Source organism: Microbacterium sp., assembly GCF_044508325.1.
Lineage (GTDB): Bacteria > Actinomycetota > Actinomycetes > Actinomycetales > Microbacteriaceae > Microbacterium.
In genome coordinates this window covers 1-24522 of sequence record NZ_JBIQHX010000011.1, presented here as the reverse complement: position 1 = coordinate 24522, position 24522 = coordinate 1, and the positions used below count along the sequence as shown (strand labels likewise).

The 24522-nt window shown below is 72.4% G+C and carries 21 protein-coding genes and 1 pseudogene; 5 read left to right on the top strand and 17 right to left on the bottom strand.

The features are described 5' to 3' along the window. Together ACIWQI_RS10300 and ACIWQI_RS10295 are read left to right on the top strand one after the other, a co-directional pair. On the top strand, positions 1 to 1205 hold a 1205-nt coding region (locus ACIWQI_RS10300; protein ID WP_396657211.1), incomplete at its 5' end, for a S8 family peptidase. Positions 1206 to 1232: 27 nt separating this feature from the next. After that, positions 1233 to 3776 (top strand): CHAT domain-containing protein, encoded by a 2544-nt coding sequence (locus ACIWQI_RS10295; RefSeq protein ID WP_396657209.1) that lies wholly within the window; start codon positions 1233 to 1235, stop codon positions 3774 to 3776. Positions 3777 to 3975: 199 nt separating this feature from the next. Here ACIWQI_RS10295 and ACIWQI_RS10290 read toward each other — a convergent pair whose 3' ends face one another. Further along, positions 3976 to 4638, bottom strand: coding sequence for a LysR substrate-binding domain-containing protein (locus ACIWQI_RS10290; RefSeq protein ID WP_396657207.1), 663 nt, complete (start codon positions 4636 to 4638; stop codon positions 3976 to 3978). Between the two features lie 69 nt (positions 4639 to 4707). On the opposite strand from ACIWQI_RS10290, the gene ACIWQI_RS10285 reads away from it, so the two are divergent. Then, positions 4708 to 5106 carry a DUF1304 domain-containing protein gene (locus ACIWQI_RS10285; RefSeq protein WP_396657205.1) on the top strand — a complete coding sequence of 133 codons (399 nt, stop codon included), beginning with the start codon at positions 4708 to 4710 and terminating at the stop codon, positions 5104 to 5106. Positions 5107 to 5123: 17 nt separating this feature from the next. On the opposite strand, the gene ACIWQI_RS10280 is transcribed toward ACIWQI_RS10285, so the two are convergent. Then, positions 5124 to 5531 (bottom strand): transferase, encoded by a 408-nt coding sequence (locus ACIWQI_RS10280; protein ID WP_396657204.1) that lies wholly within the window; start codon positions 5529 to 5531, stop codon positions 5124 to 5126. Positions 5532 to 5710: 179 nt separating this feature from the next. On the opposite strand from ACIWQI_RS10280, the gene ACIWQI_RS10275 reads away from it, so the two are divergent. Further along, positions 5711 to 6154 (top strand): SRPBCC domain-containing protein, encoded by a 444-nt coding sequence (locus ACIWQI_RS10275; protein WP_396657202.1) that lies wholly within the window; start codon positions 5711 to 5713, stop codon positions 6152 to 6154. On the opposite strand, the gene ACIWQI_RS10270 is transcribed toward ACIWQI_RS10275, so the two are convergent. Both ACIWQI_RS10270 and ACIWQI_RS10265 read right to left on the bottom strand, forming a co-directional pair. Next, on the bottom strand, positions 6142 to 7524 hold the full coding sequence (locus tag ACIWQI_RS10270; RefSeq protein WP_396657200.1) for an aspartate aminotransferase family protein: 1383 nt from the start codon (positions 7522 to 7524) through the stop codon (positions 6142 to 6144). The genes ACIWQI_RS10275 and ACIWQI_RS10270 overlap by 13 nt on opposite strands. A gap of 42 nt (positions 7525 to 7566) precedes the next feature. Beyond that, a complete protein-coding gene (locus tag ACIWQI_RS10265) occupies positions 7567 to 9114 on the bottom strand; it encodes a CoA-acylating methylmalonate-semialdehyde dehydrogenase (protein ID WP_396657199.1) in 1548 nt (515 codons plus the stop codon). Positions 9115 to 9213: 99 nt separating this feature from the next. On the opposite strand from ACIWQI_RS10265, the gene ACIWQI_RS10260 reads away from it, so the two are divergent. Then, positions 9214 to 10839, top strand: a complete 1626-nt coding sequence (locus ACIWQI_RS10260) for a PucR family transcriptional regulator (RefSeq protein WP_396657197.1) — start codon at positions 9214 to 9216, stop codon at positions 10837 to 10839. 16 nt (positions 10840 to 10855) lie between these two features. Here ACIWQI_RS10260 and ACIWQI_RS10255 read toward each other — a convergent pair whose 3' ends face one another. From ACIWQI_RS10255 to ACIWQI_RS10195, 13 genes and pseudogenes are all read right to left on the bottom strand, one after another. Further along, complete coding sequence (locus ACIWQI_RS10255; protein WP_396657196.1) at positions 10856 to 11878, bottom strand: NADPH:quinone reductase; 1023 nt, start codon at positions 11876 to 11878, stop codon at positions 10856 to 10858. A 407-nt stretch (positions 11879 to 12285) separates the two neighbouring features. Further along, positions 12286 to 12630, bottom strand: a complete 345-nt coding sequence (locus ACIWQI_RS10250; protein WP_396657194.1) for a cupin domain-containing protein — start codon at positions 12628 to 12630, stop codon at positions 12286 to 12288. Further along, a complete protein-coding gene (locus ACIWQI_RS10245) occupies positions 12627 to 14054 on the bottom strand; it encodes an NAD(P)/FAD-dependent oxidoreductase (protein WP_396657192.1) in 1428 nt (475 codons plus the stop codon). Before ACIWQI_RS10245 ends, ACIWQI_RS10250 begins: the two co-directional genes overlap by 4 nt. 123 nt (positions 14055 to 14177) lie before the next feature. Further along, positions 14178 to 14732 carry a cysteine hydrolase family protein gene (locus ACIWQI_RS10240; RefSeq protein WP_396657190.1) on the bottom strand — a complete coding sequence of 185 codons (555 nt, stop codon included), beginning with the start codon at positions 14730 to 14732 and terminating at the stop codon, positions 14178 to 14180. 25 nt (positions 14733 to 14757) lie between these two features. After that, entirely contained in the window at positions 14758 to 16428 is a 1671-nt protein-coding gene (locus ACIWQI_RS10235; protein ID WP_396657188.1) for an amidohydrolase, read from the bottom strand. A 117-nt stretch (positions 16429 to 16545) separates the two neighbouring features. After that, the gene (locus tag ACIWQI_RS10230) at positions 16546 to 17451 is read right to left on the bottom strand and encodes an ABC transporter permease (RefSeq protein ID WP_396657186.1); all 906 of its coding nucleotides are present in this window, start codon (positions 17449 to 17451) and stop codon (positions 16546 to 16548) included. Beyond that, positions 17448 to 18377, bottom strand: coding sequence for an ABC transporter permease (locus tag ACIWQI_RS10225; protein WP_396657184.1), 930 nt, complete (start codon positions 18375 to 18377; stop codon positions 17448 to 17450). The genes ACIWQI_RS10230 and ACIWQI_RS10225 overlap by 4 nt, the downstream gene beginning before the upstream one ends. Beyond that, positions 18370 to 19548: a spermidine/putrescine ABC transporter substrate-binding protein gene (locus tag ACIWQI_RS10220; RefSeq protein ID WP_396657182.1), complete on the bottom strand. Its 1179-nt coding sequence runs from the start codon at positions 19546 to 19548 to the stop codon at positions 18370 to 18372. The genes ACIWQI_RS10225 and ACIWQI_RS10220 overlap by 8 nt, the downstream gene beginning before the upstream one ends. A 55-nt stretch (positions 19549 to 19603) precedes the next feature. Further along, positions 19604 to 20782 carry an ABC transporter ATP-binding protein gene (locus ACIWQI_RS10215; protein ID WP_396657180.1) on the bottom strand — a complete coding sequence of 393 codons (1179 nt, stop codon included), beginning with the start codon at positions 20780 to 20782 and terminating at the stop codon, positions 19604 to 19606. Between the two features lie 160 nt (positions 20783 to 20942). Further along, a complete protein-coding gene (locus ACIWQI_RS10210) occupies positions 20943 to 21110 on the bottom strand; it encodes a hypothetical protein (protein WP_396657178.1) in 168 nt (55 codons plus the stop codon). Positions 21111 to 21165: 55 nt separating this feature from the next. Beyond that, positions 21166 to 22239: a C45 family autoproteolytic acyltransferase/hydolase gene (locus tag ACIWQI_RS10205; RefSeq protein ID WP_396657176.1), complete on the bottom strand. Its 1074-nt coding sequence runs from the start codon at positions 22237 to 22239 to the stop codon at positions 21166 to 21168. A gap of 16 nt (positions 22240 to 22255) precedes the next feature. Next, positions 22256 to 23044, bottom strand: coding sequence for a DNA-formamidopyrimidine glycosylase family protein (locus ACIWQI_RS10200; protein ID WP_396657174.1), 789 nt, complete (start codon positions 23042 to 23044; stop codon positions 22256 to 22258). Positions 23045 to 23050: 6 nt separating this feature from the next. After that, positions 23051 to 24522: pseudogene (locus ACIWQI_RS10195) on the bottom strand (ATP-dependent helicase); the annotation flags it as partial.

Sequence of the window (24522 nt, the reverse complement as noted above, 5' to 3'; positions counted from 1 at the left end):
TCGACCCGTATGGCAGCACGAACCCGTACGGGAGCACGAACCCGTATGGCAGCACGAACCCGTATGGCAGCACCAATCCGTACGGGAGCACGAATCCCTACGGCAGCACGAACCCCTACGGCAGCACCAATCCCTACGGCAGCACGAACGCGCCGGGGGCGGACAGCTATGCCTTCGCCGGCACCGGCGGGCGCCAGGTCGTCGACTACGTCGGTCCCGAGCCCGGTCCGCGCGAGCAGGTCGCCGAGGGAGGGCGACGCCCGGTCGTGGCGGTGCTCGACACGGGCTGCGGCGCGCACCCCTGGCTCGGCGACGACATCGTCACCCGCAACCCGCACTTCGACGGCCACCCGATCGGCATCGACGACCCCGCCACCGACCCCGAGGTCCACGGCGACATCGCAGGACCGATGGACGGGATGCTGGATGCCTCGGCCGGCCACGGCACGTTCATCGCCGGCATCATCCGCCAGGTGTGCCCCGCCGCCGACATCATCGCGGTGCGGGTGGCCGACAGCAACGGCACGCTGCTGGAGGGCGAGTTCATGCTCGCCATCCGGTCGCTGGTGAAGTGGATGGCGGCATCCCCTGCCGAGGGCGGGCGCCCGATCGACGTGCTGAACCTGTCGGTCGGCTACTATCACGAGACCCCGGACGACGAGCTGTTCGACCGGACCCTCGCGGCTCTGCTGCTGGTCGCGCGTCGCCACGGCTGCGCCGTGGTGTGCTCGGCGGGCAACTCGGCGACCGACCGCCCGTCGTTCCCGGCCGCGCTGTGGGGATGGCCGGACGCGGACTTCGTGGTCGACGACCCGGACGACGTCGCCCCGCACGTGTCGGTGGGGGCCCTGAACCCGAACCGCACCTCGGTGGCCCTGTACAGCAACGTCGGCGACTGGGTGCGGACCTACGCGCCCGGGTCGGCGGTGCTGAGCACGTCGCCGCCGTTCGACGGCGGCATCCAGGCGGGCACGCGCAACGACCGCTACGACCTGCGACGCGAGACGATCGACCCCGACGACTTCGGCGGCGGCTTCGCGATCTGGAGCGGCACGTCGTTCGCCGCGCCCCATGTGGCCGCGACGCTGGCGCGGTCGATCCAGGCGGGTCTGCTCGACGGATCGACGGTTGACGACACCGAACGGCGCATCGCGCAGCTGCGCGATGCCGCAGACGCGCAGCCGCGCGGCGTCGCAGCGGGGTGATGCCCGAGACTGCGCCATGATGGTGCCGTGGGGACATCCGCGGCCGAGCTGCACGAGCGCGCCGTCGATCTGAGCATCGAGGGGCGCTACGGTCCTGCGCTGAGGGCCGCCGAAGCGGGGCTGGCCGTGGCGGACGACCCCGACATGCGCGCACGCCTGCTGGGCACCAAGGCGGTGATCCTGCAGCGCACGGGCGCACCGGCGGCCGCCGACGAGGTGTGCCGCCGGGCCCGGGCGATCCGCGGCATCAGCGATCACACGCGGGCGATCCTCGACGGCCAGCTGGGAGCCCTCGCGATGTACGGCGGCCGGCTCGACGACGCCGACCGATCGCTCACCGCGGCGATCTCGGGCCTTCAGGACGACCCGGTGGCCGCCGCCCGCGTGCGGATCAACCGCAGCCTGCAGCGGCTGCAGCAGCGCCGGCTCGCCGATGCCGCGGACGATCTGCGGGTCGCCGTCGCCGCGCTCGAGGAGCACGGTCTGCGCACCGACGCGGCCCAGGCCCGCCACAACCTCGGCTACATCGCCCTGCTGGCCGGAGACCTCATCGCGGCGCAGCACGACATGCTGGCCGCGAAGCGCGAGGCGGCGACCTCCGCCGTGGCCACCGCGATCGGCGACGTCGACCGGGCCGAGGTGCTGCGCGACGCCGGACTCACCGCCGAGGCCGAGCAGGTCCTCGCCGCCAGCGCGGCGGTGTTCGGCAGGCAGCGCATGCCGCAGTCCCGCGCCGAGGCGGAGGTCGCCCTGGCCCGCTCGCAGCTCACGCACGATCCGGCGGCCGCCGCCCGCACCGCCGCGACGGCGGCGCGGCGATTCCGGTCATTGGGAAACGAGACCGGCGCCGCCCGCGCGGATGCGATCCGACTGCGTGCGCTGCTATCCGACGGCGCATTCGACGCGCGCGGGATCGCCAAGCGCCGGCGAGGGCGCGCGCCCTCGGCGGATGAGATCGACGCGGTGGCGGCCGCGCTGCGGCGCGCGGGTCTGCGGACCGACGCCGTGGCGATCCGGTTCGCGAGCGAGCTGGCCGCCCTGCGCGGCAGCGCCCGGCGGCAGCGGCGCCGGGAGCAGGTGCGCGCGGTGCCCGTCCGGGTGCCCCCCAACGCTCCGATCGACCTACGGCTGCTGGCGCACGAGGTGCGCGTGGCTCGGGCGGCCGCGCGCGGGCGGGAGGCCGAGCTGCGCCGGCACGCCGCCGCCGGTGTGGAGGAGCTCGCGCGATGGCAGGCCTCGTTCGGGAGCCTCGACCTGCAGGCGTCGGTCACCATGCACGGAGTGCCGCTGCTGATGGCCGGGCTCAGCTCTGCGCTGCGGTCGCAGCGGCCGGAGCTCGTCTTCGAGTGGTCGGAGCGGGCACGGCATGCCTCGCAGCAGGTCGTGCCGCTGCGGCCGCCGCCCGACGAGGAGGCGGCCGCCGCCCTCGCCGAGCTGCGGATGCTGCGCTCCGAGGCCTCCGGCGCGGAATGGCTCGCCTCGGAGCGCGCCGCCGAGCTGCACGACCTGGTGCGTGAGCGACAGTGGACCTCGACCGGTTCGGCCGGCGTGCACCGGCGCGTCGGACTCGCCGAGCTGCAGGGCGCGCTCGACGACGAGACCGCGATGCTCGCCTACGTGTGGAGCGAGGGCGTGCTCGCCTGTGTCGCAGTCCGCCGCGATCGGGCGCGGCTGGTCCCGCTGCCGGACTTCGCCGAGGTGCGTGCGGCCCTGGCCGGTCTGCGCGCCGACCTGGACGTGTCGGCCGCCGTGCGGTCCGGGCCGATGGCAGCCGTCGTGCAGCGCGCGCTCGACGAGCGGCTGGCGGCGCTGTCGCGGATGCTGCTGGATGCCCCGCTGCCCGAGATCGACGACGCGCGGCGGATCGTGGTGACGGCCCCCGGAGTGCTCGCCGGCATCCCCTGGGCGATGCTGCCGGGGCTGCGGGATCGCGTCTTCACGCTCGCGGTCTCGGCCACGCGGTGGGTGGGCTACCGCACCGGCGCCTGGCATACCGAGCGCTCCGCGGGCCCGCGCGAGCGGGTGCCGCGCGGTGCCATCGCCGTGGGGCCCCGGGTCGCGCGCGGGGACGAGGAGGCGGATGCCGCCGCCGCGGCGTGGACGCGCGCGGGCGGCGACGTCGCCCTCCTGCGCGGGCCCGCCGCCACCGTCGACGCGGTCGCCGAGCTCGCCGCGGAGTCGTCGGTGCTGCACATCGCGGCGCACGGCCGCCACACCTCCGACAACCCGCTCTTCTCGGGCCTCGAACTGGCCGACGGCACTCTGTTCGGCTACGACATCGACCGCATTCCGCGGCTGCCGGACGCGGTCGTGCTGTCGGCGTGCGAGGTGGGGCGTTCGTCGGTGCGCTGGGGCGAGGAGGCGCTGGGCATGACGCGCACGTGGCTGCATGCCGGCGCGCGCTGCGTGATCGCGGCGCCGGTCGTGGTCGCCGACGATGTCGCATGCGAGCTGCTCGGCGAGGTGCACACGGGCCTGGCAGCCGGCGAGCCCGCGGCCGAGGCGCTGGCGGCGGCCTCCCGTCGCACGGGCCTGGTGACCCCGTTCGAGTGCCACGGCGCCGGATTCTGAGAGGCCGCTGTATCAGGGACGGGCGGCGCCGCTCCAGGTAGGTGGAGCGGTGCTCGCAGCGGGTCACTCCGGGGGGATGGCCGGCTCTGGGGGCACGGCGGAAGGCGCCGGGGGGCGCGCGCCGCCGGCACCGCACCAGCGGGGGATGTCGCCGAGACCCAGGTCAGCGACATCCCCCGGTCTCGCCCGCCGCGCCGGCTCAGCGCGAGCTGTCAGGCGTGCGACCCCGGACGATGCCGACGAACGCCTCGACATCGGGGGTCGTCCGCTCGGCTACCCAGGCGAGGGCGACCGACGAGGTCGGTCCGTCGCGCAGCGGTCGATGGTCGAGGTCGCGCCGATGGTGCAGCCGGGCCAGCGACATCGGCACGATGACCACCCCGACGCCGGCCGCGACCGTCGCGACGGCCTCGCCGGTGGTCTCGGGCGGGTCGAACGCCGGGCTCAGGGCGTCGTCCGGCAGCGGCATCCCGAGGACGTCGTCGCCCGGGACGATCACCACCTCACCGGACAGATCTGACGCCTCGAGCTCGTCGGCCGCCGTCAGAGGCGAGTCCTTCGGCATCACCACCACGGGGACCTCGTCGTAGAGGGGGATGACGTGCAGACCATCGCGGTCGATCGGGAGCCGGACCAGGGCGGCATCCACCTCCCCGGCCACCAGCGCGTCGCGCTGGTGCGCGACTGTCAGCGGCACGAGCTCGAGCGGGTTCGGGCGCCGCTCGCGCCACCGTGCGATCCAGGTTCCCGGCGTCGCGCCGGGGATGGCGCCGAGCCGGAACGGCCCGGACGGCGCCGGGGCGGCATCCACTCGATCTGGCGCGGCGCGCGTGCGCGTGCGGCCGCGGGATCTTCTGCCCATCGCCCCACCGTACCGAGTCGCCCCCGCCGCCGCGCTGCGGGCACAGTGCGGGCACAGTATCGTGAGCGCATGATCGCCGTCATCGCGACCGTCTTCGCCGCGCTCGCGGCCCTCCTGCACGTGTACTTCTTCGTCATGGAGTCGGTGCAGTGGATGCAGCCGCGCATCCACCGGCGCTTCGGCGTCGCCACGCCCGAGCAGGCCGAGACGACGCGGCCGCTCGCCTACAACCAGGGGTTCTACAACCTGTTCCTCGCGATCGGCGCGATCATCGGCCTCGTCCTGCTCTGGGCGGGACCGGACGGGCAGGCGGTGGATGCCGCCGGCCGCGCGCTCACGCTGTTCACCCTGGGCTGCATGGTGGCCGCAGCCCTCGTGCTGCTCACGACGGGACTGAAGTACCTGCGCGCGGCGCTCATCCAGGGCGTGCTGCCGCTCATCGGCTTCGTGCTGCTGCTGTTCGCCTGAAGCCTGCGGCCGGGAAGTCAGGCTGCGAGGCGCAGCCCCCGGCGGTCGGTGGCGACGTCTTCGCCGGGCGGGATCCGCTCGTCGTCGCCGATGAGCGCGGCGGCGGCCACCCGTGCCCCGTCGCCCACCACGGTGCGGACGCCGATGTGCGCCTTCGGGCCGATCACCGAGCCCACGCCGATGTGCGCGTGCGCGTCGATGCGGGCCTTCGTGCCGACCACGGCATCCCGTTCGATCCACGCGCCGCGCGCGATCACCGCCTCGGGTGCGATCTGGGCGCCGGGTTCGACATAGGCGCCCGCCTCCACGAGCGCGGACGCGTGCACCTTCGCGCCGTGCGCGATCAGTCCGCGCCCGTTCGCGTGCTTGCGGTAGCGCAGCGTCTCGCCGCGCTCGTCTTCGATGTCGACGTAGTTCTTGCCCACAAAAACCCTCCGGATACGGCACCATCCCGGTGCTGAGTACATGTATAACCACGCAGGCTGTTTTTTCATTCCCGCACCCGCGCCCCTCGCCTCCCGCACCGACGGGCATGGGAATGATGCGGGCGGCCGTGTACCGTACGGGCATGCGGGCAGGTCCCCATCGCCCGCGGAGGAGGGTCATGCCCGGATTCATCGCCACCGCGGACATCGACATCGACGCATCGCCGGAGAGGGTGTGGGAGACGATCACGATCCGCGCCTCGGAGGTCACCTTCGGCGCGCAGGTCGAGTCGGATTGGCGCGTCGGATCGCCCGTCACCTGGACCGGTCGGCGGCATGGCCAGACCTTCCAGGACACTGGCGTGGTGGTGGATGCCGTGGCCCCCTACCGCCTGGTGCTCACGCACGCGTCAGGCGGATCGGGCGAGGCCGCGCCGCACCGGATCACGTACGAGCTGTCCGGCTCGGGGGACGGCACGCACGTCGAGCTCAGTCAGGACGGCAATCCGTCCGACGGTGCCGCCGGCGAGGCGTCCGCGCGCTGGCACGAGCACCTCGAGGCGGTCAAGCGCCGCGCCGAGCAGCCTGCGACGGGCATGACGCCCGTGCGTCAGGCCGAGTAGCCGTCGGCGACGTCCAGGGCCCGGTCGATGACGTCGAGGCCGCGCACGAGGTCGTCCTCCGAGATGATCAGCGGCGGCGCCACGTGGGTGCGGTTGAAGTGCACGAACGGCCACACGCCGCCCTTCCGGCACGCCGCGGCGAACGCGCCCATCGGGGCGGCGTCCGAGCCGGAGGCGTTGTACGGCACCAGCGGCTCGCGCGTCTCGCGGCTGCGCACGAGCTCGATCGCCCAGAACAGGCCCATGCCGCGCACCTCGCCGACCGACGGGTGCCGCTCGGCCATCGCCTGCAGACGTGGGGCCACGACGCGCGTGCCCAGGTCGCGCACGCGTTCGAGGATGCCGTCGCGCTCGAACACCTCGAACGTGGCCACACCGGGCGCACAGGCCAGCGGGTGGCCCGAGTAGGTGAGTCCGCCGGGGAAGACGACCGTGTCGAAGTGCGCGGCCACGCGCTCGGTGATCACGACGCCGCCCAGCGGCACGTAGCCCGAGTTGACGCCCTTCGCGAAGGTGATGAGATCCGGCACGGCGTCCCACGCCTGGAACGCGAACCATTCGCCGACGCGGCCGAATCCGACCATGACCTCGTCGGCGATCCACAGGATGCCGTACTTGTCGCACAGCTGCCGCACGCCCTCGAGGTACCCCGGCGGAGGAATGAGCACGCCGTTGGTGCCGACGATCGACTCGATGAGGATCGCGCCGATGGTCGAGGCGCCCTCGAGCACGATGGTCTGCTCGAGGTGCTCGAGAGCGCGCTGGGCCTCTTCCTCGGGCGAGCCGGAGTGGAACGCGGAGCGGTAGGGATACGGCCCGAAGAAGTGCACCACCGATCCGTCTGCAGGCTCGTTCGCCCAGCGCCGCGGGTCTCCGGTGAGGGTGATCGCCGTCGAGGTGTTGCCGTGGTAGCTCCGGTACATCGACAGCACCTTGCGCTTCCCGGTGACCACCCGCGCCATGCGCACCGCGTTCTCGACGGCGTCGGCCCCGCCGTTTGTGAAGAACACCTTGGTGAACCCGTCCGGGGCGACCTCGGTGATGCGCCGTGCCAGTTCTCCGCGCACGTCGTTGGCAAGCGCCGGCTGGATGGTGGCGAGCCGCCCCGCCTGCTCCTGGATCGCCCGGACGAGGTCAGGATGCTGGTGCCCGAGGTTGAGGTTCACCAGCTGCGACGAGAAGTCGAGGTACCGGTTGCCCGCGTAGTCCCAGAACGTCGCCCCTTCGCCGCCGGCGATCGGCAGCGGGTCGATGAGCGCCTGGGCGCTCCACGAATGGAAGACGTGCCCGCGGTCGTCGGCGCGCACGCGCGCTTCGGCCTCGGGGTCGGGAACGGCGGTGGATGCCGGTGCGGCAAGCGTGTCGGTCATTTCGTTCTCCTTGGGGGCGGTTCCCCCGAGCCTGTCGAGGGGTCAGTTGTTCTGGGGGAAGCCGAGGTTGATGCCGCCGTGCGTCGCCGGGTCGAGCCAGCGGCTGGTGACGGCCTTCTCACGCGTGAAGAAGTCGAACCCGTGCACGCCGTACGCCTTCGCGTCGCCGAACATCGACGCCTTCCAGCCGCCGAACGAGTGATAGGCGACCGGGACGGGGATCGGCACGTTGACGCCGATCATGCCGACCTGCACCTCGTTCTGGAAGCGGCGGGCGGCGCCGCCGTCGTTCGTGAAGATCGCCGTGCCGTTGCCGAACTGACCGGAGTTGATGAGGTCCAGGCCCTCGTCGTAGGACGCGACCCGGACCACCGAGAGCACCGGCCCGAAGATCTCCTCGCGGTAGGCGCGGCTCGTGGTGGGGATGTCGTCGATCAGCGTCGGGCCGAAGAAGAACCCGTCCTCGTGCCCCTCGACGGTGAAGCCGCGGCCGTCGACGACGATCTTCGCGCCGTCGGCCTCGGCGATGTCGACGTACGAGGCGACCTTGTCGCGATGCACGTCGGTGATCAGCGGCCCCATGTCGGGCTCGACCTCGCCGGCGCCGTCGCCGATCCTCAGCCGGCTGATGCGCTCGGTCACCTTCTCGATCAGCTCGTCGGCGATCGGCTCGACGGCCAGGACCACCGAGATCGCCATGCAGCGCTCCCCGGCGGCGCCGTATCCGGCATTGACGGCCTGGTCGGCGACGAGGTCGAGATCGGCGTCCGGGAGCACGAGCATGTGGTTCTTCGCGCCGCCGAGGGCCTGCACGCGCTTGCCGGTCTTGGACGCGGTCTCGTAGATGTACTGGGCGATGGGGGTCGACCCGACGAAGCTGATCGACTGCACCACCGGGGAGTGCAGCAGGCCGTCGACGGCGACCTTGTCGCCCTGCAGCACCGTGAACACGCCGTCCGGCAGTCCCGCCTCCTTCCACAGCGCGCCCAGCCACAGTGCGGCCGAGGGGTCCTTCTCGCTCGGCTTGAGCACCACCGCGTTGCCGGCGGCGATCGCCACCGAGAAGAACCACAGCGGCACCATCGCCGGGAAGTTGAACGGGCTGATGACGCCGACCACGCCCAGGGGCTGCTTGAGCGTGTACACGTCGATGCCGGTCGACGCGTTCTCGGTGAACGCGCCCTTGGTCAGGGAGGGGAACCCGCACGCCAGCTCGACCACTTCGAGGCCGCGCGCGATCTCGCCCATCGCGTCCGAGAGCACCTTGCCGTGCTCGGCGGTGATGATGGCCGCCAGCTCGCCCCGGCGCGCGTTCAGCAGCTCGCGGAACGCGAACATGACGGCCTGGCGCTTGGCGACGGAGTACTGGCCCCAGACGGCGAAGCCGGCCTGCGCGGAGGCGATCGCGGCATCCACCTCGGCCTGGTCGGCCAGGGCGACCCGGCCCGTCAGCGCGCCGGTCGCCGGATTGTGCACCGGAGCGGTGCGTCCGGAGGTCGAGGCGACCTCCGCGCCGTCGATCCAGTGTCCGATGTGCCGCGGCTCGGCGGCGGCGTCGGCGGAAGTCGTCGTGGTCTCGGTGATGCTCATGGGTCCTCGCTCCTTCGCTCAAGGGCACGCCGGACAGTCCGTGCGGCGATCGCTTAGGCTGGTCTTTCCCAGCATCTCAAAGCTCGGAGGTTCGAGCGCATGCCTGAACGTCGTGAAGACGGGCCGATCCGCACGGATCGTCCGGCGAACGGCGTGCCGCCGACCGGCCTGCCGACGGTGCGCGAGGTGCTCGCCCTCGACGCGGTCGCGGCGGGCCTGCCGGAGGTGCTCGTGGGCGGCGAGGCTCTGGACGCGCGGGTGCGCTGGGTGCACCTGTCCGACAGCGCCGGAATCGCCCGCCTCCTCGACGGATCCGAGCTGCTTCTGTCGACGGGATCGGGGTGGCCGTCCGAGCCGGCGGAGCTCGAGCACCTCATCGCCGAGCTGGTGGGGGCGGGCCTGTCGGGCCTCGTGCTCGAGCTCGGCACGCACTATCGCTATGTGCCGGCCGTGGTCGCCGCGGCCGCACGGCGGCACCGGCTGGCGCTGGTCGCCCTGCATCGCGAGGTGAAGTTCGTCGCGGTGACCGAAGCTGTGCACAGCCGGATCATCTCGGCCCAGACGGCCGCGCTGCGTGCCCGCGACGAGGTGCACGAGCAGTTCACCGCGCTCGCGCTGCGCGGGTCGCCCGCCGACTTCGTCGTGCACCAGCTGGCACAGACGCTCGCCTCGCCGGTCGTGCTCGAGAACCTCGCGCACGAGGTCGTCGCCGCCGAGGTGCCCCTCGCGATGGAGGAGGAGCTGTTCACCACGTGGGAGGCGCGCTCGCGCGCGGCGCATCGCGCCCGGGGCGCAGACGGCTGGCTCGTCGTTCCGGTGGAGGCCCGCGGCATCCGCTGGGGCCACCTGGTGGCGCTGCCCGGTCCTGCGCACCCGGCCGGCCGCGCCAGCGTCCTCGAACAGGGCGCGATCGCCCTCGCGCTGGGGCGCCTGGCCGACGGAGACGACGACGAGTGGGCCAGGATCAGCCGGCGGCGCCTGCTCGACGGACTGCTCGCCGGGCGGTTCGCCGGGGTCGGCGGCGCCGCGGCCCGGCTGGAGGCGGCGGGGCTGCCGGTGGAGGGGAGCCGGCTGCACGGGCTGGTCGCCTCGCGCGCGTCCGCCACCGCGGAGGCGGCGGATGCGGCGGCCCGCGCGATCGGCGGCCGCGCCCTGGTCGGCTCGCCGCCGGCCGGAGTGCCACAGCCGGCCGCGACGATCCTGCTCTCCCTGCCGGCTCGGGCGCCCTTCGACGACGATGCCGCGATGGTCTTCGGCCGCGCCTTGGCGCCGGGCGCGGACCGCCTGGTGCTGTCGGTGGGCTCGGGCGCGGAGGGGCTGGAGGCTGCGCTGGGATCGCTGCAGGAGGCGATCGACCTGGCACGCGGCCGATCGGGCCGCGCGGTGCGCGGCGTCCAGGTGCATCGGGCCGACGACCGCCCGCTCGTGCGCCTGGTCACGTCGCTGCGCGACGACCACCGGCTCCTCGAGCACGGCGAGCGGATGCTCGCGCCGCTCATCGAGCACGACCTCGCGCGCGGGGGAGACCTGCTGGACGTGCTCGGAGCGATGCTCGCGCACCCGGGCAACCGCACCGCGGCGGCTGCGGCATCCCACCTGTCCCGATCGGTGTTCTACCAGCGCATCGCCCTCATCCAGGAGCTGCTGGGCACCGACCTCGACGACGGCGAGACCCAGGCAGCGCTGCACCTCGCGCTGCTCGTGCGCAGGTCTGCCGGGCGGTAGCAGCCCGGTCGCGTGCTCAGAGGTCGGCGACGCGGATGAGCACCTTGCCCACGGTCCCGCCCTGCACCGCGTCGTGCGCGGCGGCGGTGTCCTCGAGGGGGAACCAGGTCAGCGGAAGGCCTGCGTCGGCGCCGGCGCGCAGTATGCCGTCCGCCAGCGCGGCCGTCACGTCCTGCGCCGCGGCGGCCCAGGCGCGCGGCGACACGGTGTAGAGCAGCAGACCCTGGATGCGCAGGTTCTTGGCGAAGGACGGACGGGTGGGCATCGTGAAGCTGCCGCCGCCGTCGTCCGCGTAGTAGGCCACGCTCGCCGCATTCGCCGCGATCTGGGCATCGAGGGCGGCGTTGGCCGCGATCGCGACCTCGACGATCTGGTCGACGCCGCCGGGAGCGACCTCGGCCACACGCGCCGCCACATCCTCGGTCTTGTAGTCGATGACCGTGTGCGCCCCGGCAGCCTGCGCCAGTGCCGCCTTCTCGGGCGACGAGACCGTGGCGATGACGGTGGCCCCCGCCCAGCGGGCGAGCTGGACCGCCGCGCGCCCGACTGCGCCCGCACCTCCGGCGACGAACACCGTGCGGCCGTCGAGGGCGCCGGGCGAGAGACGCGCGGGGCCGTCCTCGTGGACGGTGAGAGCCCGGTGCGCCGTCATCGCCGGCACCCCGAGCGAGGCGCCGGTGGCGAAGTCCACGTCATCGGGCAGCCGCACGGCCTGGCCCGCGGGCAGGACCGCGTACTCCTGGGCGGTGCCGCCGGCGCGACCGTGCTGGGTGAGGAAGAGCCACACACGGTCGCCGGGCGAGAGCTCGGTCACGCCCGTGCCGACGGCATCCACGACCCCGGCGCCGTCCTGGTTGGGCACGATCTCGGGGAACAGATCGAGCCGCGCGGTGGCCGCGCGCGACTTCCAGTCGGTGGGGTTGACGCCCGACACCGCGATGCGCACGCGCACCTCGCCCGGCCCGGGCTCGGGGATCTCGCGGTCGGCGAGGGACAGCACGGACGAGTCGCCGTGCGACGAGTAGACGATCGCCTTCATGGGATTCACGCTACCCGCCGCCCTCCGGGCGCCGAGCGACCCCCACGGCGCCCTCCCGGCCGTGGAGCGAGCCCGAACGGCGCCCCCGGTCGTTGAGCGACCCCGAAGGGTGCCCCCGGTCGTTGAGCGAGCCCGAAGGGCGAGACGAAACGCCCCGAACCGGCGTGCGGCGTTTCGTCTCGCTTCGCTCGCTCAACGACCGGAGGCTTCGCTCGCTCAACGACCGGTGCGCGCGCCCCGATGCGCGAGACCCTCTGTGCCGACGCGTGCGGAGCGGATCGCCCTCCGGTGAGGCTGGTCGGGTCTGGCGTGAGCACGCCGCAGGCGTGCGAGGGACGCCGAACCGGAGGGCGATCCGCGCAGCACACCGGGCGATCCGCGCAGCACACCGGGCGATCCGCGCAGAGCTACGGGGCGATGTAGACCTTGCGGAGCGTCTCGGTCACCGTCCAGGTGGTCCGCATGCCCTCGGTCAGCCGCACGATCACGCCGGGCGCCAGCGACACCGGCGGCAGCGCAGGAGCATCGAACGAGAGCAGGCCAGAACCCGCGAGCACGACGAACACCTCGTCGGCCTCGACGTCCGTCGACACACCGGGGGAGTGCTCCCACACGCCGACGTCGCGCCCTCCGTCCGAGTCCAGCACGACATAGCGGGTCGCCGGCGACCCCGACACAACCTGCTCTGCGGGCAGCGGCTGCCACGCGGCATCCAGTTCCCCGGCGGGAACACCCGGCGACAGGCGGATCATGAGTCGAACCCGAGGCCCAGCGCGTCCAGCGTCTTCAGCAGCAGGTTGCGCCGCCCCTCGTTGTGGTCGGCGCGATCGAGCGACCAGCGGGTCGCGTTGATGCCGATCGCCGCCGCCGGCTCGGGCGGGAAGGGCAGCGGGCGCTTGCGCACCATCTCCAGCGCGGTCCGCTCGTTCTGCACGCCATCGAGCAGGTCGAGCATCACCTCGCCGGCGAACCGCGTCGACCCGACCCCCAGCCCGGTGAAGCCCGCGGCATACGCCACCCGCCGGTTCCGGGCTGTGCCGAAGAAGGCCGTGAACTGCGTGGACGTGTCGATCGCGCCCGCCCACTGGTGGGTGAACCGCAGCCCTTCCAGCTGCGGGAACGTCGTGAAGAAGTGGCTCGCCAGGCGCCGCCACGATTCCGGCCGGTTCTCGTACTCGGGGCGCACCTTGCGTCCGTAGTGGTAGATCGCGTCGTACCCGCCGAACAGGATCCGGTTGTCGCGCGACAGCCGGTAGTAGTGGAACTGGTTCGCCAGGTCGCCGATGCCCTGCCGGTCCTTCCAGCCGATCGACTCCAGCTGCTCGTCCGAGAGCGGCTCGGTCATCAGCACGTAGTCGTACACCGGCACCGTCATCAGCCGGTTCCGCTTCAGCAGCGACGGGAACACGTTGGTCGCCAGCACCGCGCGGCCTGCCCGCACGCTTCCGTCGGCGGTTGTGACCACGACGCCGCCGCCTGAGGTGTCCAGACCCGACACGCGCGAGCGCTCGAAGATCTCGACGCCGCGCTCCTCAGCCACCCGCGCGAGCTCGGCGGCGAGCAGCGCCGGATGCACCATGCCGCAGCTGTGCTTCTCCCAGAGCCCGGCGAGGTAGGTGGGCGAGTGCACCGACGCCTGCATCGCGTCCTGATCGAGGAAGACCGCGTCCTCGACGGCGTCGGCTGCCTCGACGAGCCACTCGACCTGGTGCGGCTCGGTCGCCGGGGCCAGCTGGCCGGTCCGCTCGAACTGGAAGTCCATGCCGTACTGCGCCTCGGCCGCCTCGATCGCGTCGAGGTTCTCCATGCCCAGGCGCTCGATCAGCGGCATCTCGTCCGGCCAGCGGGCCATGCCGTTGTCGTAGCCGTGGGTGAGGCTGGCCTCGCAGAAGCCGCCGTTGCGGCCCGATGCGGCCCAGCCCACCCGGTTGGCCTCCAGCAGCACGACACGGGCCTGCGGCATCCGCTCGGTCGCGAGCAGAGCCGTCCACAGCCCGGCGTACCCGCCGCCGACGATCACCAGGTCGGCGCTGCGGGTGCCGTGCAGCGCCGGCCGGTCAGGCCGCAGTTCGGATGGCAGGTCGTCGATCCAGAAGACCGAGTGCGCGGTGCCCGCCAGTGAGTTCTCGACAACGGATGCGGCCGGCCGCTGCCGTTCGAAGACGGTCGTGCCCAAGGGTTATCAACTCCGATGCGTTCGTTGCATCCATCCTGCCGGTTCGGCGCTGTCTCTCACACTCGCGGGTGTCGGAAGTTCCCGGCGCGGCCGGACAGGCTGTCGGAGCACGCTGCGTCGGCGTCAGGGGGCGGTGTCGCCCGTGAGCGCGTCCACGTCGACGACCCGCGCGTAGGTGCCGTCGAGTGCCGCCATGAAGGCGGCGTGCACCTGGCCGCCGGGGATCGTCGCGCCGTCGAAGACGAGGTCCGGGGCGGCGCACGCGTCCTGGGCGACGGCGAGCGAGAAGCCGAGATCGGATGCTGCGCGCACCGTCGCATCCACGCACATGCTCGACATCATCCCCGCGACGACGATCTCATCGGCGGCGGCATCGCGCAGCCTCGTCTCGAGGTCTGTGCCGAGGAACGCGTTCGGGTGGTGCTTGACCACCACCGGCTCCCCGCCCGAGGGCGCGACCCGCGGATCGATCTCGACCCCGTCCGTCCCGGGCGCGAAGAACGCCGCATCGGGGCCCTCCCAGACGTGCTGCACATGGATGACGGGCCGGCCCGCAGCGCGGAAGCGGCCCAGGAGCCGCTGCGCGGCGGCGGCTGCGGCATCCGCGCCCACGAGCGGGTGCCGGCCGCCGGGGAAGTAGTCGCGCTGCAGGTCGATGAGCAGCAGAAGCCGGGTCACCGGTCCAGCCTACGACCGGGACGGCTCAGGCGTCGGGCGCCGCGTACACGCGCTCGCCCTCGACGAACGTCTGCAGGACGCGGGTGTCGCCGATCTCCGCGGCCGGCCCCGCGAACGGGTCGCGGTCGAGCACGGCGAGGTCGGCGTACTTGCCCACCTCGATCGTGCCGGTGACGTGGTCCAGGTGGTTCACCCAGGCCGACCCGGCGGTGTACGCGGCCAGCGAGGTCGCCAGGTCTATCGCCTGCTCGGGCAGGAACGGCTCGTAGTCTCCTTCGGCGTACTCCCGCGCCGCGGTGCGGTTCACCGCGGTGTGGATGGCCGCCATCGGGTTCGGCGTCGACACCGACCAATCGCTGCCGGCGACCAGCACCGCCCCGGCGCGCTGCAGGTCGCCGAACGGGTACTGCCAGGCGTCGCGCGGCGAGCCCAGGAACGGCAGGGTCAGCTCCACCATCTGCGGCTCGAGCGCCGCCCACAGCGACTGCATGTTCGCCGCGACGCCGAGCGCGCGGAAGCGCGGGATGTCGTCGGGGTGGATGACCTGCAGGTGCGCGATGTGGTGCCGGTTGTCGCCGCGGCCGTTGCGGGCGATGGCGTGCTCGACCGCATCGAGGCACTGACGGACCGCACGATCGCCGATGGCGTGGAAGTGCACCTGGAAGCCGAGCGCGTCCAGTTCCGGCACGGCCTCGTTCAGCACCTCGGGGGCGACGAACGAGATGCCCGAGTTGTCGGTGGGGTGCCCGTGCCCGTCGCAGTAGGGCTCGAGCATCGCGGCGGTGAAGTTCTCGGCGACGCCGTCCTGCATGATCTTCACCGACGTCGCGGCGAAGCGTCCCCCGAGATGCTCGGGATCCGCAGGCGAGTACCGCTCGCGCCGCTCCACGAGCGACGGGATCTGCTCCAGCCCCGCGCCGCGATCCCACCACAGCGCGCCCACGACCCGCGCCGTCAGCGTGCCGTCCTCGGCCGCGCGCCGGTACGTCACGCCGGTGTCGCGCAGATCGGCGTAGGCGCCGACGATCGCGTCCTGCCACGCGGTGATCCCGTACGAGTGCAGGTACTCCTGCCCCTTCAGCAGCCCCGCGCGCAGCTCCTCGGGCGAGGTCGGCGGAATGAGGTGGTTGACCAGCGACATCGCACCCTCGTGAAGCGTGCCGGTCGGGATGCCCGCGGCATCCCGCTCGATCCTGCCGTCCGCGGGGTCGGGGGTGCGTGCGTCGATGCCGGCGAGTTCGAGGGCGAGCGAGTTCACCCACGCGCCGTGGCCGTCGCGGTTGGGGAGGAACACCGGGCGATCGGACACGACGCGGTCGAGGGATGCCGCGGTCGGCGTGCCGCCGGCGAACGCCGACATCGCCCAGCCGCCGCCGGTGATCCATGGCGCGCCGGGGTTGGCCGCAGCGTAGGCCGCGATGATGTCGAGGTACTCGGGCTCGGTCTCGGCGTCGTGCAGGTTGCACGACAGCAGCCCGATCCCGCCCATCACCGGGTGCACATGCGCGTCCTGGAATCCCGGCACGAGCAGACGCCCGGCGAGGTCGACGACCTCGGTGCCGGGCCCGACGAGTTCGCGCACGTCGCCGACGGCGACGATCCTGCCGCCGCGCACGGCGACGCCGCTGGTGCGCGAGCGCACGGTGTCGGCGCGGAAGACGGGCCCGCCCGTGAAGACCAGGTCGGCGTGTGTCATGGAGTCCCTCGTTTCGGTTGTGCGTTTCTCTTCGCTGCGCGGGTCGCTCGACGACCGGGGTGGTGGCCGCTGCGCAGGACGCTCAGCGACCGGCGGCAGGAGGCGCAGTGCGCGGCGTCATCCGCCTGCCATCGTGCGCGCGATCTCGGTGGCCGAGTCGCCGGCCCGTCGCAGCACGATCGCGATGACCGCGAGCGAGAGCAGGGTCAGCACCAGCATCACCGTCGACACCGCGGCGATCTCGGGCCGCAGGCCCGACCGCAGCGCGCTGAGGACGTAGACCGGCCACGGCGTCGCCCCCGACACCTGCACGAACGCGGCGACGATCGTGTTGTCGAGGCTGAAGGTGAACGACAGCAGCAGCCCCGCGAGCACGGCCGGCATCGCCAGCGGCAGGGTCACCTTCACGAAGGTGCGTGCAGGCGGTGCATACAGGTCTGCTGAGGCCTCCTCGAGATTCGCGGGCAGACCCACCAGCCGCGCGCGCACGATGTAGGTGACCACGGCGAGCGAGAACAGCGAACTGCCGATCACCAGGCGCACGATGCCGTCGTTGAAGATCGACAGGCCCAGGTCCTGTCCCAGGAACACGAACCACGGCAGCAGCGAGATGGCGTCGACGATCTCGGGGGTGACCGAGACCAGCAGCAGGATGCCCACGAACCAGTACGTCCACTTCCCCGGCTTGCGCGCCAGCGCGATGCCGCCGAGCGTGCCCAGCAGCGTCGCGAGGATGGCCGCGAAGAAGCTCACCCGCAGCGACACCATCACCGCATCGCTGAGCACCGGCTTCTGGAACAGCGCCAGGTACCCGTCGAACCCGAACTCCTGGAACGCGACCAGCAGCCGCCCGTTGTTGAACGAGTAGATGAGGATGACGATGATCGGGGCGAACAGGAACAGGTAGACGAGGATCGCCCACACCGACATGAGGCGCTGGGACAGCGGCTTGCGGTGCTTGTGCTGCGGCGGCGGCGCGGTGGCCGCGGCATCCAGGTCCTGCGCCTTCTCGACCGTGGTCATGCCGTCACCTCCTTGGGGGTGCCCAGCACGAGGCGGTTCGCACGTCGGAACGGCAGCGAGATCAGCCACAGCGCGAAGCCCATGATCGCGACCGAGGCCAGGATGATGAGGATCAGCATCACGGCCATGGCCGAACCGAGCGCCCAGTTCTGCGCGGTCTGGAACTGCGCCGCCACCAGCTGGCCGACCATGTTCCCCTGTGCTCCGCCCAGCACGGTGGCGGTGATGTAGTCGCCCATCAGCGGGATGTACACCAGCAGCACGCCCACGATCACACCGGGGCGCGCAAGCGGCAGGGTCACGCGCAGGAAGGTGCGGAAGGGGCCGGCGCCGAGATCCTTGGATGCCTCGCGCACCGGCAGCCCGACCCGGTCGAACGCCACGAACAGCGGCAGGATCATCAGGGGCAGGTAGTTGTACACGACACCCAGGAGCACCGCGGTGCGCGAGTAGAGGATGTCGATCGGCCCGAAGCCGACGGTCTGCAGCAGCTGCGACACCCAGCCTTCCGGGGCGAGGATCACCTGCCAGCCGATCGTGCGGACGAGGAAGTTCGTCCAGAACGGCACGAGCACGAGCGCCAGCAGCAGGCCCTTCCACTGCGGGGGAGCCTTCAGCGCCATCCAGTACGCCACCGGCAGCCCGATGATCAGGCACAGCAGGGTTCCGGCGATGCCGATCCACAGGGTGTTCGTGAAGGTGTCGAAGAAGACCGGCGTGAGCACCTCGGCGTACCGGTCGAAGGAGAGGACATCCGTGGCGTGCGTGCCGAAGATGCCCGGTTTGTAGCCGAAGCTGTAATAGAAGACCACCGCCACCGGCAGCACGAAGAACAGCACCAGCCACGCCCACGCCGGCAGCGCGAGCGCGAAGGACGGAAGGCGCAGCCGTCGCGCCTTCGCCCTGGGTGCGGCCGGTTCAGGCACCCGCCGCGGCCTTCGCCTTGTTCCAGATCTCGACCGTGCGCTCCTGCGCCTCGTTGACCTCGCCGTCCTTCATGGTGGCGATCTGCTCGGGCGTGAAGAACACGAGATCGAGCATCTCCAGGCCTTCGGCCTCGGCGATCTGCTGGATGTCCTTGGCGCCGGTGTGGTAGCCGATGTAGTCCAGCTCGAGGAGGGCGTTCTCGGGCGTGAGCACGTAGTTGATGAACGCGTGTGCGGCCTCGGGATGCGGGGCGCTCGCCGCGATGGCCCAGTTGTCCATCCACAGCTCGGTGGCCGGCGAGCCCAGCACCCACTGCCAGCGGTCGGGGTCGGAGGAGTTCAGGATGCCCTGCCGGGCGTCGCCGTTCCACACCTCGATGAGCGCGGCGGTGGCGTTGGGGATCGCACCCGACCCGGGGTACGAGTCGAACGCGGCGATGTGCGGAGCCAGCGTGTTGACGATGAAGTCCTCGCACGCGTCGATCTGGGCGGGGTCGGTGGTGTTCCAGTCAATGCCGTTGGCCCAGTAGTACATGCCGGTGATCTCGGCCGGGTCGTCGAGCACGCTCGTGCGGCCGCTGGCCTCCTTCTGGGCGCAGTCGAGGAAGTCGCCCCAGGTCTTCAGCTCACGGGTGATGACGGTCTTGTCGTAGACGAAGCCGGTCGTTCCCCACGCCTTGCAGATCGAGTACTCGTTGTCGGGGTCCCACTCACGCCCGAGGTAGGCCGGGTCCATGTACTGGATGTTCGGGATGAGGTCCTTGTTGAGCTTGGCGATCAGGCCGTTCTCGACCATCTGCGGGATGAACACGCCGGTGGGCACGATGATGTCGTAGCCGCCGGTGCCCTTGGCCGCGACGAGCTTGGCGATGAGCTCCTCGTTCGACCCGAACGAGTCGACCCGCACGGTCGGCCCGAACTCGGTGGTGAAGCTCTCGAGCACCTCGGGGGCGTCGTAGTCGCCCCAGGAGTAGATGGACAGCGAGCCCTCGAGGTCGCCGCCGGTCGCGCTGGCCGACGGCTGCGCGCCGCCGGACGAGCACGCGGCGAGGAAGGCCGCGCCACCGGCCAGGGCGGTGACGGAAAGGAAGCGCCGGCGGGTCAGCTCTTTGACCAGAAGAGGTGCTGCTGCTCGGCTGGCGAGGATGCGGACGGAAGGCTGCTCGGGCATGATTCCTCTGTTCTCTCGGTGTCGTGACTGCGGTGTTCGGTGTCGGGCTCTCAGATCAGGCGGTGCGGATCGATCGGGTCGTGGGCGGGCCGATGTAGCCGCTCTCCTCGGCGAGGTCGTCGGCGGGGAAGACCTGCACCGAGTCGGCCCGCCACGACGCCCACACCGTGTCGCCGACGGCGAGTCGTGGCGCCTCGGGCGTGGGCCGGCGCGACAGCACCGACTGCTCGCGTCCGATCTGCACGAGGAACTGCATCGTCTCGCCCAGGTGCGACTGGCCGATCACGCGGGTCTCGACGACGTTCGCGTCGCCGTCCGGGCGGGTGGTGGACAGTTCGACGAACTCCGGTCGCACGGCGGCGCGCGCCTTCGCGCCGGCGGCGACATGCGAGATGGGGGATGCCGGCTGCAGCCGCAGCAGCGGAGTGTCGACGGCCGACCCGTCGTCGGTGACGAACCCGTCGAAGAAGTTCTGCTGGCCGACGAACGCGGCGACGTACGCCGAGGCGGGGCGCGCGTAGATCGTGTCGGAGTCGGCGAGCTGCTCGATGCGACCCTCGCGCATCACGGCGATCCGGTCGCTCATCGACAGCGCCTCGCCCTGGTCATGCGTGACGAACACGAAGGTGATCCCCAGCTGCGCCTGGATGAGCTTCAGCTCGAGCTGCATCTCCTCGCGCAGCTGCCGGTCGAGGGCGCCCAGCGGCTCGTCGAGCAGGAGCACCGAGGGGCGGTTGACCAGCGCGCGGGCGAGCGCGACGCGCTGCTGCTGGCCGCCGGAGAGCATCGTGGGCTTGCGGTCCGCGAAGCGGCGCATCTGCACCATCTCGAGTGCCGCGGTGACCCGCTCGCGGATGTCGGCCTTCCCGACGCGACGCTGCTGCAGCCCGTAGGCCACGTTCTCAGCCACGCTCATGTGCGGGAACAGGGCGTACGCCTGGAAGACGGTGTTGACGTCGCGCTTGTAGGGAGGCACGCCCAAGACGCTTCGTCCGGACACGCGGATGTCGCCGGCATCCGGCTCTTCGAATCCCGCGATCATGCGCAGGGTCGTCGTCTTCCCGCATCCGGAGGGCCCGAGCAGGGAGATGAACTCGCCCGGCTCGATCGCCAGCGACAGATCGTCGACCGCGGTCTGGTCCCCATAGCGCTTCGTGATCCGCGAGATGATCACCGACCCGGCTGCATCGTCGGTCTGTGCCGGGGCGGGGGTGGCGTCGGCGGTCGTCGTCACGGGGGGCTCCTCGGGTCGCGCGCGGCCATTGCGCGTGTGCGGCTATTCAATCCCGCCTTCGGGATTGCCGCAATCGCGCGCACACGCCGTCCGGACGTTCCGTCCGGCAGGCGACAGGGCCCGGCTCTTTCGTCCTGGCGCGCCGACCGCGCCGGACGGGTCACATCCAGTAGGTCTGGCTCTGCACCGAATGGCTGCGGGCGCGGTGCGCGGCGTCGCCGGCGGCACGCCGGACGGCGGCCTCGGCGTCGCGCTGCGCTGCGGCCTCCTCGTGGGTGAGGGGGCGGCCGAAGACGGCGTCGCGCAACTTCCGCAGCAGCTTCCTCATCGAGCCTCCTGTCTCTGCGCCGTCAGCTTACGGGCCGGGCGGACACGTCGACGGATCAGAAGCGGTCGAGTCCGTCGCGGCCTGCCGCATCCGGCGCGCCGGAGCGATGGTCCAGCGCGAAGCCGGAGAGGTCGAGGGCGACGGTCAGCAGCGTCTCCCACTGCTCGTGCAGCGGCTCGGACTCGCTGCGCCGCACGCAGACCGGTGCCGCCCCGCCGGCGGTGCCGCACAGCGCGGCGGCGCGCTGCGTCGCGGAGAGCCCCGGCATCCCGTTGCGCATCGCCTCGGCGTGCGTGAACCGCTCGAGCGTCGTGCTCGTGGGATCGAGCGCGGCGACCGTGTCGCCGGCGGCGAGCACGGGGTCGAGGAAGTGGTTGGTGTGCACGATCCAGCCGTCCTCGCGGGGGCGGATGACGCCGACGCCGGCCGGGGACAGCTCGATCGCCGCGGCGTCGGCGCGGGCGCCGTCCCAGGTCGCGACGGTGAGCACCGTCGAGGCGCTGACGGTGGCCGATGCGGCGAGCGCGCACGCCTCGGCGACGGTGGCGGCATCCTCGAGCACGCGGCGCGCGATGGCGTGCACCGGGACGCCGGGGCCCGCACCATCGGACGTGTGCCGGAGGATGTTGAAGTGCACGCCGAGTCCGGCGTCGTTCACGCCGATCTTGGCGGGGGCGCCGAACTCGGTGAACACCTTGAGCCGCCGCGTCGCGGTGCGCAGCCCCCAGAGCAGCCCGTCCGGGGCGAGGTGCGCGTGCCAGTCCCAGGTCTGGATCGTCTCCGGCGGGCCCACGGCCGGCGCGTGCACCGCCGTCGTGCACTCACCGGGCGCGTGCGCGGCGGCGAGCACCTCGGTGCGGGCGCCCACGGCGGCCACCCGCCAGGCCTCGATGCCGGCCGCGGCGGCTGCGGCATCCGATTCGGTCGCGAGGGCGGGATGCCACTCCCGCAGCGCCGCGAGACTGCCCTCGGCGACCTCGCGCACCCGGGGCAGCGGGATGCCGAGAAGCTCGAAGTGCGACACGTACCGGGCACTCGTCTCGCGCACGAGCGCGCCGAAGCGGGTGCCGAGCTCGGTGCCGCGCTCGTGCGGATCGGTCGTCTCGGAGGTGAAGGTGTGCAGTCTCATGGCTGCTGCCAGTACATCACGGGGCCGGCTGGCAGTGCGGGCACCAGAAGACGATGCGCTCCCGCGTCGGTTCGGCGCCGAGCGATCCGCCGCGGATGATCGCGCCGCAGCGACGGCAGGGGCGCCCCTCGCGCCGGTACACCCAGGTCGGGTGGCGCAGATCGCCGGTGAAGGTGCGGTCCCAGCGGCGGACGTTGGCGCGGATCGTGCGCGCGCCGAGGGCGACGAGGGCGGGGGCGTCGATCGCGGTCGCCGGAGTCTCCGGATGGATGCCGCGCAGGAAGAGCAGCTCGTTCACGTACTCGTTGCCGAACCCGGCGAGGTTGCGCTGATCCTGCAGGGCGACGTGCACCGGCCGCCGGTCGGCACCCAGGCGCCGGGCCGCCTCGGCTGGATCCCAATCGTCACGCAGCGGGTCGGGTCCCAGGTGCCCGACGATGCGGTCCTCGTCGCGGGTGGGAACCACCTCCACCATCGCGAGATCGAACCCGACCGCATCGCGCGGCCCCTCCTGGCCGGTGTCGACGCCCACGATCGCGCGCGCGGTGTACGCGGGCCTGCGCCATTTCTGGCCGGGGCGATACACATCCCACCGGCCCTCCATCTTCAGGTGGGAGTGGAGGGTCTGGGCGCCCGCGCGAAGCAGGAGGTGCTTGCCGTGTGCGACCACGCCGTGCACGGTCTCCCCGCGCAGGTCGACGGTCGCGCTGCCCGGAACGCGCAGGTCGAAGCGCGTGATCGGCGCACCGGCCAGCGCGGCATTCAGGCGCTGGGCGGTGCGGAAGACGGTGTCACCTTCGGGCATCGCCGCTCAACCGTGCCTCGGCGCCGTCGTGCGGCGCAGGGTGAGACCGCGCGGGGACTCCACGAAGCCGGCCGCGCGCAGCGCGTGCCCGATCGGTGTGCCGAGGACGAATGCGCCGTTGACCTGCTCGATCGTGAGCGTCTCGAGCCGCCGCTGGCGGGAGGTGCGCACGAGGTCGGCTGCCGCGGCGGCGAGCGCGGCCCCGTCGTCGGTGAAGGCCAGTGCCGACTTGCCGCCGCGCTCGAGATACAGCGCGAGCCCTCCGTCGACGAGCACCACGATCGCGCCGGCCTTGCGTCCGGGACGGTGACGCACCCCTTCGAGAGCCGGCCAGGCGAGGGCCGCGCCGAACGGATTGGCGGGGTCGGTCGCGGCGAGGGTCATCGCCGTGCGATCGGCGTCGGGGCGCGGGTCGTCGGGGCGCGTGAACTCGCGAAGGCGGTCGATCGTGCTGGATGCCGCGAACTGCGCGGCGCCGAGCTTCTCGATGATGTAGCCGCGCCGGCAGTGCCCCGCCTCCTCGAAGCCGGCGAGGATCCGATACGTCTGGGCGAAGCCGCCGGGAAGACCCTCGGCCTGCACCGCCCCGCGCGTGACCACGCCGTATCGGTCCAGCAGCAGGCTCGCTGCGGCGGTCGCGCGCTGGGCCGGGTCGGCTTCGGGGTCGGGCAGCAGCGACCAGCGGCCGCCGACGGCAGGCGGTCGCGGCGGTGCGCTCCTGGTCGGGCGCGCCGGCGACGCACCGCGATACATGCGTGCGCGGGGGGTGCGGCGGGTGGTCTTGTGCGCCTGCGACCCTCCCGCCAGCAGCGTGCGGATCGGGGCGAACGTGTCGTTGGTCACCCGGCCTGCCCACGTGAGGTTCCAGAGGGCGTCGATGACGGCCTGTTCGCTGTCGGCATCCGCAAGTGTCTTCAGCTGCGCCGTGAAGTAGGCGCCGCCTGCGCCCAGGATGTTGACGAGCCGGCGTTCGAGGGGTGTCAGCTCGGACTGGTCGGGGTCCGGTCCGGCGTGCGCGGGCCTCAGCGTGAGGGGTGCGAGGTCGACCGGATGCAGCGCGACCCAGCCGTCCCGGCCGGGGAGCGACCCCTGTCCGGACCACAGCACCTCGCCCGACGAGGTGAGCTCGTCGAGCATTCCCGGGGCGTAGTCGCGCACCCGCGCAGGAAGGACCAGCGACTCCCAGGCGCTCGCCGGGAGAGGGACGCCCGCGAGCTGCTCGATGACGACCGCGACGCCGTCGATGCCCTCCAGAGGACGGTCGAGGTGCTGCCACGCGGGCAGGAACCGCGCGTAGGCATCCTGCGGAACGGGCTCGACGCTGCCGCGGATGGCCGCCAGCGAGCGCAGCCGCAGGCGGCGCAGCACCTCGGTGTCGCACCAGTCGGCCTCGTCGACCCCCGCTCCGGTCCCCGAGTCTGTCGCGGTCCCCGAGCCTGTCGCGGTCCCCGAGCCTGTCGCGGTCCCCGAGCCTGTCG

Excerpts from the sequence above, each read along its gene's own strand:
- ACIWQI_RS10210 (WP_396657178.1), bottom strand. The coding sequence starts at position 21,110 with ATGAGGAAGCTGCTGCGGAAGTTGCGCGACGCCGTCTTCGGCCGCCCC.
- ACIWQI_RS10255 (WP_396657196.1), bottom strand. The coding sequence starts at position 11,878 with ATGAAGGCGATCGTCTACTCGTCGCACGGCGACTCGTCCGTGCTGTCC.
- ACIWQI_RS10220 (WP_396657182.1), bottom strand. The coding sequence starts at position 19,548 with ATGCCCGAGCAGCCTTCCGTCCGCATCCTCGCCAGCCGAGCAGCAGCA.
- ACIWQI_RS10235 (WP_396657188.1), bottom strand. The coding sequence starts at position 16,428 with ATGACACACGCCGACCTGGTCTTCACGGGCGGGCCCGTCTTCCGCGCC.
- ACIWQI_RS10290 (WP_396657207.1), bottom strand. The coding sequence starts at position 4,638 with ATGGGCAGAAGATCCCGCGGCCGCACGCGCACGCGCGCCGCGCCAGAT.
- ACIWQI_RS10275 (WP_396657202.1), top strand. The coding sequence starts at position 5,711 with ATGCCCGGATTCATCGCCACCGCGGACATCGACATCGACGCATCGCCG.
- ACIWQI_RS10230 (WP_396657186.1), bottom strand. The coding sequence starts at position 17,451 with ATGACCACGGTCGAGAAGGCGCAGGACCTGGATGCCGCGGCCACCGCG.
- ACIWQI_RS10265 (WP_396657199.1), bottom strand. The coding sequence starts at position 9,114 with ATGAGCATCACCGAGACCACGACGACTTCCGCCGACGCCGCCGCCGAG.
- ACIWQI_RS10205 (WP_396657176.1), bottom strand. The coding sequence starts at position 22,239 with ATGAGACTGCACACCTTCACCTCCGAGACGACCGATCCGCACGAGCGC.
- ACIWQI_RS10250 (WP_396657194.1), bottom strand. The coding sequence starts at position 12,630 with ATGATCCGCCTGTCGCCGGGTGTTCCCGCCGGGGAACTGGATGCCGCG.
- ACIWQI_RS10285 (WP_396657205.1), top strand. The coding sequence starts at position 4,708 with ATGATCGCCGTCATCGCGACCGTCTTCGCCGCGCTCGCGGCCCTCCTG.
- ACIWQI_RS10200 (WP_396657174.1), bottom strand. The coding sequence starts at position 23,044 with ATGCCCGAAGGTGACACCGTCTTCCGCACCGCCCAGCGCCTGAATGCC.
- ACIWQI_RS10260 (WP_396657197.1), top strand. The coding sequence starts at position 9,214 with ATGCCTGAACGTCGTGAAGACGGGCCGATCCGCACGGATCGTCCGGCG.
- ACIWQI_RS10270 (WP_396657200.1), bottom strand. The coding sequence starts at position 7,524 with ATGACCGACACGCTTGCCGCACCGGCATCCACCGCCGTTCCCGACCCC.